The organism is Cupriavidus sp. SIMBA_020 (genome assembly GCF_046535395.1).
GTDB classification, from domain to species: Bacteria; Pseudomonadota; Gammaproteobacteria; order Burkholderiales; family Burkholderiaceae; genus Cupriavidus; species Cupriavidus campinensis.
The window spans coordinates 1-266 of record NZ_JAWRWU010000751.1 but is presented as its reverse complement, the minus strand read 5'-3'; the positions used below and the strand labels follow the sequence as shown (position 1 = coordinate 266).

The 266-nt window shown below is 69.2% G+C and carries 1 protein-coding gene; it reads left to right on the top strand.

What is annotated here, in order from left to right:
- Window positions 1–266: alpha-amylase family glycosyl hydrolase (locus SB751_RS31350; protein ID WP_410749190.1), on the top strand; the 266-nt coding region annotated here is incomplete at both ends.

Sequence of the window (266 nt, the reverse complement as noted above, 5' to 3'; positions counted from 1 at the left end):
CTGCCCGACATCCGCGAAATGGGCGTCGACGTGCTGTACCTGCCGCCGATCCACCCCATCGGCCGGTCCAACCGCAAGGGCCGCAACAACAGTTTGCAGGCCGGGCCGGACGACGTGGGCAGCCCCTACGCGATCGGATCGGCGGCAGGCGGCCACGACGCCATCGAACCGCAACTGGGCACGCTGGAGGATTTCCTGCGGCTGGTGCACGCGGCGCGCGCCCACGGCATGGAAATGGCCCTGGACTTCGCCATTCAGTGCTCGCC